Below are 272 nucleotides of genomic sequence, written 5' to 3'. Positions count from 1 at the left end.
CAACGCCGATCAGCGCCGCAACGCCGAGGCCCGAGCCTCATGAGCGCCTACTTCGCCTTTGCGCGCAGCTCCTTCCATTCGCAGCTCGCCTACCGCAACGAAGTCTGGGCCAACATCTTCGGCAAGCTCGTGCAGGTCTTTGCGCGTGTCGCCATCTGGCAGGCGGCCTATGCCGGTGTCGGCGCGATGGTGGTCGATGGGGTCTCGCTGCAGCAGATGGTGACCTATGCCCTGCTGGGCGGCGCGGTCATGGGGGCGACCCGCCCTGAAAG

At 66.5% G+C, this 272-nt stretch carries 1 protein-coding gene; it reads left to right on the top strand.

The annotated features are described in order from the left end of the window. Nucleotides 1-39: 39 nt before the first annotated feature. On the top strand, nt 40-272 hold a 233-nt coding region (locus J8I82_RS38105), incomplete at its 3' end, for a hypothetical protein (RefSeq protein ID WP_209765819.1).

Source organism: Cupriavidus consociatus (genome assembly GCF_017814975.1).
Lineage (GTDB): Bacteria > Pseudomonadota > Gammaproteobacteria > Burkholderiales > Burkholderiaceae > Cupriavidus > Cupriavidus consociatus.
This window is presented reverse-complemented; position numbering and strand designations above follow the sequence as displayed.